The organism is Tunicatimonas sp. (genome assembly GCF_049647865.1).
Taxonomy (GTDB): Bacteria; Bacteroidota; Bacteroidia; order Cytophagales; family Cyclobacteriaceae; genus Tunicatimonas.
The window spans coordinates 1-4,489 of sequence record NZ_JBARYM010000456.1; the positions used below are offsets into that span (position 1 = coordinate 1).

A 4,489-nucleotide genomic window follows, 5' to 3' on the forward strand; every position below is an offset into this window, starting at 1 on the left:
TGACGCTATATTTGGTTAATGTACATGTCCTCGAGATCAAAAAGTTTGATATTTAATACTCTAGAATGTTTCACATTAAAATCTATATCAATGATAATAAGGTAGGGTTTTAGCATTTACCGATAATAAGTATTCTGTGATCAGTGAAGACCCATTTATTTTTGGAGGTAGAGCAAATTTCTATTTGCCGCTAGAAATTGTACTTTAGAGATTCTACAACCACCCTCATCATGTCTCTCACTATCCAAGCCTTTCTGGCGGTACTTCCTATCTTGGTAGCAGCAGTACTACTTATTATGTGGCGATGGCCCGCTCAGAAAACAATGCCCTTAGTACTTATTCTAACGGTGCTGATTGCTTTATTTGGATGGAATATGTCTTTACTAAATATAGTAGCTTCCAGCATTCAGGGCTTATTTATCACCTTTGATATTTTGTATATCATTTTCGGGGCAATCTTACTTCTTAATACGCTAAAGCACTCCGGAGCAATTACTGTCATTCGGAATGGCTTCTTAAACATTAGTCCGGACCGTCGGGTGCAGGTCGTGATCATTGTTTGGCTGTTTGGATCATTTATTGAAGGTGCTGCTGGCTTTGGAACTCCGGCAGCAATTACGGCACCTCTCTTACTCGCTTTAGGCTTTCCTGCATTAGGGGCGGTAATGCTCGGCATGATGGTACAAAGTACCCCGGTTACCTTTGGGGCTGTAGGCACTCCAATTTTAGTAGGAGTAACCGGTGGGCTAGCTGGACCACAGGTAGAAGCGCAATTAGCTGAATTGAGTATCACTTTTTCAGACTATATTCAAATGGTAACGGTGCGAGCCGCCTTATTGCACGCGGTAGTGGGCACGGTAATGCCACTATTTATGTGTATGATGATGACTCGCTTTTTTGGCAAAAATAAGTCTTGGAAAGAAGGATTATCAATCTTCCCTTTTGCAATGTTCGGAGGGTTGGCGTTTACCATTCCTTACCTTCTAACCGGTGCTTTTTTAGGACCAGAGTTCCCTTCGTTACTTGGTGCTCTAGTTGGCTTAGCATTGGTAACTTTTGCAGCTCAGCAAGGCTTTTTAATTCCAAAAAGAACTTGGAGCTTCCCACCGGAAGCCGAATGGCCCAAACACTGGATGGGCAAGTTAAAAATTCGTTTAGATGATTTAAATGCAGCTTCCATAAGCTTATCCCGAGCATGGTTGCCGTACTTACTGGTGGCTGCTTTCCTCGTATTATCGCGCTTGCCTCAACTTCCGGTTAAAGGATGGTTAACATCGGTCAAAATTTCTTGGAGTGAAATTTTGGGTAGTAGTATTAACGCCAGCAGTACTCCACTATATCTGCCGGGTACAATACTAATTGTCGTGGTGCTAATTACGTATCTTCTTCATCACATGCGGGGTCAAGCACTACGTGCAGCGGTAGGCGAATCGGGCCAACTTATTTTAGAAGCTGGTTTTGTTTTAATTTTTACTATTCCAATGGTACGGGTGTATATCAATAGTGGTATTAATGAATCGGGAATGATGAGTATGCCTATTGCAATGGCCGAATGGGTAGCGCAGAATGTTGGTGAAGTTTGGCCGCTGTTTGCGCCTACTATTGGTGCCTTGGGAGCCTTCATAGCCGGTAGCAATACGGTCAGTAACCTAATGTTTAGCTTGTTTCAGTTTGGTGTGGCCACTAGTTTGGCTCTGCCTTCCGCATTAATAGTAGCATTACAAGCAGTAGGTGCAGCAGCCGGTAATATGATTGCCATCCATAACGTTGTTGCTGCCTCAGCCACCGTAGGTTTGCTCGGACAAGAAGGAAATGTACTTCGAAAAACAATTTTGCCTACCATATACTACGTAGGGTTGGTAGGAATACTAGGTTGGCTAACTGTCAATTTTCTATCATGAACTATGTCTAAACTTTTATAAATTAGTAGCAACACAATTAATTATCAACTACCAGATTCCCATGAATAACTATCCTGAATTAAATACCAGTCAACGTATACTGATGGGGCCGGGCCCTAGCGATGCCCACCCTCGCGTACTCAAAGCGATGTCTACTCCTCTGATCGGTCATCTCGACCCGGAATTTCTAACGGTGATGGATGAGATCAAAGAGATGACTCAGGCTACGTTTCAGACGCAGAATAATCTCACCTTCGTGGTTTCTGCTCCTGGTAGTGCGGGTATGGAAACCTGCTTGGTTAATCTACTGGAACCCGGTGATGAAGCTTTAATCTGCGTTCACGGCGTGTTCGGTAACCGAATGTCCGACATTGTCGAGCGCTGCGGGGCTAAGCTGATTCGGGTAGACGCTCCGTGGGGGCAACCGATTGATCCTCAGCAAGTGAAAGACGCACTGAAAACTTGTCAACCCAAACTGGTAGCCGTTGTACATGCTGAAACTTCCACAGGGGTACTTCAACCGTTAGAGGAAATTAGCCAAATGACTCACAAAGCCGGTGCGTTGTTCGTGGTGGATGCTGTAACATCTTACTGCGGCACCCAACTGAAAGTTGACGATTGGGGTATTGATGCGATCTATTCGGGTTCTCAGAAGTGCATGAGTGCGCCTCCCGGCCTCTCACCAGTTTCCTTTAGCGACCGAGCCGTGGCGGCACTAGATCGACGAAAAACCAAGGTGCAAAGCTGGTTCTTAGATTTAACAATGGTAAAAAACTACTGGCAGGGAGCTAAACGAGCGTACCACCATACCGCTCCGGTTTCGGCCATGTTCGCTCACCGGGAAGCTTTACGATTAGTAGTAGAAGAAGGGTTAGAACCGCGGTTTAAACGACATAAACAGAACCATGAATTATTGCGGAAAGGGTTAGAAGAACTAGGCTTTACCTTTTTGGTAGATGAACCCTACCGACTACCCATGCTTAACGCTGTGAAGCTACCCGACGGATTAGACGATGCAGCAACGCGCAAACGATTGCTGAACGATTACAATATCGAGGTGGGCGGAGGTCTGGGAGATCTTGCGGGAAAGGTTTGGCGCATCGGCCTAATGGGAAATAGTAGCTCTCCTAACCATGTGAACGTACTGCTAGGGGCACTGAAAGAAATTATGCGATGACCGACATTGCCAATGACTTGATCACTACACTTCAAGCTGAAATTGAGGGCGATGTACTGACCGATGAATATAGCCTGGGACTTTACGCTACTGATGCTAGTGTGTATCAGATTATCCCGCAATTAGTAGTCTTGCCTAAAAGTGCTGAGGATGTAAAAGTGGCATTGCGGGAAGCGAAGAAGCACGGAATAACAATTTTACCTCGGGGCGGCGGTACTAGTTTAGCGGGGCAGACCACCGGAAATTCACTGGTGCTGGATTTTTCTAAATACATGAATCAAATTTTGGAAGTAAATGAGCAGGAACAGTGGGTACGAGTACAACCTGGTTTGGTGCGCGATGTGCTGAATGAATATTTGAAACCGTATCGCTTGCATTTTGCTCCCGATCCGGCCACTTCCAGCCGAGCCAACGTAGGCGGAATGGTAGGCAATAATTCTTCCGGCACCAAAAGCATTTTATACGGAAAAACGGTAGACCATGTACTGGAAGCTCAGGTGCTGCTAGCCGACGGAACTGAGCTTTATTTAAGAGAATTTAATCCTGAAGAATATCAACAGAAAATAGCACAGAACAACCAGGAAGGAAAAATCTACCAACGTTTTCAAGAAATTGTTCATAACAGTCGAGATGAAATCGAAGCGCGCTTTCCTAAAGTGATGCGGCGGGTAGGCGGGTACAATCTTGATGAGTTTATCCGTACTGACCACTGGAACTTGAGCAAGTTGGTATGCGGCAGTGAAGGGACGCTCGCCACAACTTTAGAACTCAAATTGAATCTGGAGCCGTTGCCTACGTTCAAGTCGGTTTGTGTTTTACACTTTACCACGGTGTTAGAAGCTATTCAGGCGGTAGAGCCAATGTTGCAGTATATTCCCGCAGCGGTAGAAATTCTGGATAAAACCGTGGTGGAATTAAGCCGGACTAATCTGACTACTCAGCGAAGCTGTCACTTTATCCAAGGTCATCCGGCAGCCATTCTGATTGTAGAGTTTTACGGTGATGACGCGCAGGAAGTGCTCGAAAGACCCAAGCGAATGACTGAAGAGTTAAAACAACTCGGTATAGGCTACGCGTATCCGCTTTTTCCTGAAGGCAAAGATTATGATGATGTCTGGCTGATTCGTAAGAAAGGCCTCGGACTAATGCTCGGTATTAAGGGCAATAAAAAGCCTCTTCCGTTTATTGAAGACGCCGGAATACCTACGCCGGTGCTTCCCGAATACATTGATCGGGTACTAAAAATCTGCAAAAAACACCAGACCGAAGTAGCCATGTACGCCCACGCCAGTGTTGGGGTAATTCACGTGCGGCCTATCCTTGATTTACGGCTACAAGAAGATATTGAGCGTTTTCAAAAGATCGCCGACGAAACCTTTGCGTTAGTGCAACACTACGGCGGCTCATGGAG

General features: G+C 45.4%; 3 protein-coding genes. All 3 read left to right on the top strand.

Annotated features, from left to right (window positions below; all coding sequences use genetic code 11):
- Positions 1–230: 230 nt before the first annotated feature.
- Positions 231–1,901, top strand: coding sequence for an L-lactate permease (locus WBA23_RS13620; protein ID WP_424582826.1), 1,671 nt, complete (start codon positions 231–233; stop codon positions 1,899–1,901).
- Between the two features lie 61 nt (positions 1,902–1,962).
- Positions 1,963–3,078, top strand: a complete 1,116-nt coding sequence (locus WBA23_RS13625; protein WP_424582827.1) for a pyridoxal-phosphate-dependent aminotransferase family protein — start codon at positions 1,963–1,965, stop codon at positions 3,076–3,078.
- Positions 3,075–4,489: FAD-binding oxidoreductase (locus WBA23_RS13630; protein WP_424582828.1), on the top strand; the 1,415-nt coding region annotated here is incomplete at its 3' end. The genes WBA23_RS13625 and WBA23_RS13630, both read left to right, overlap by 4 nt.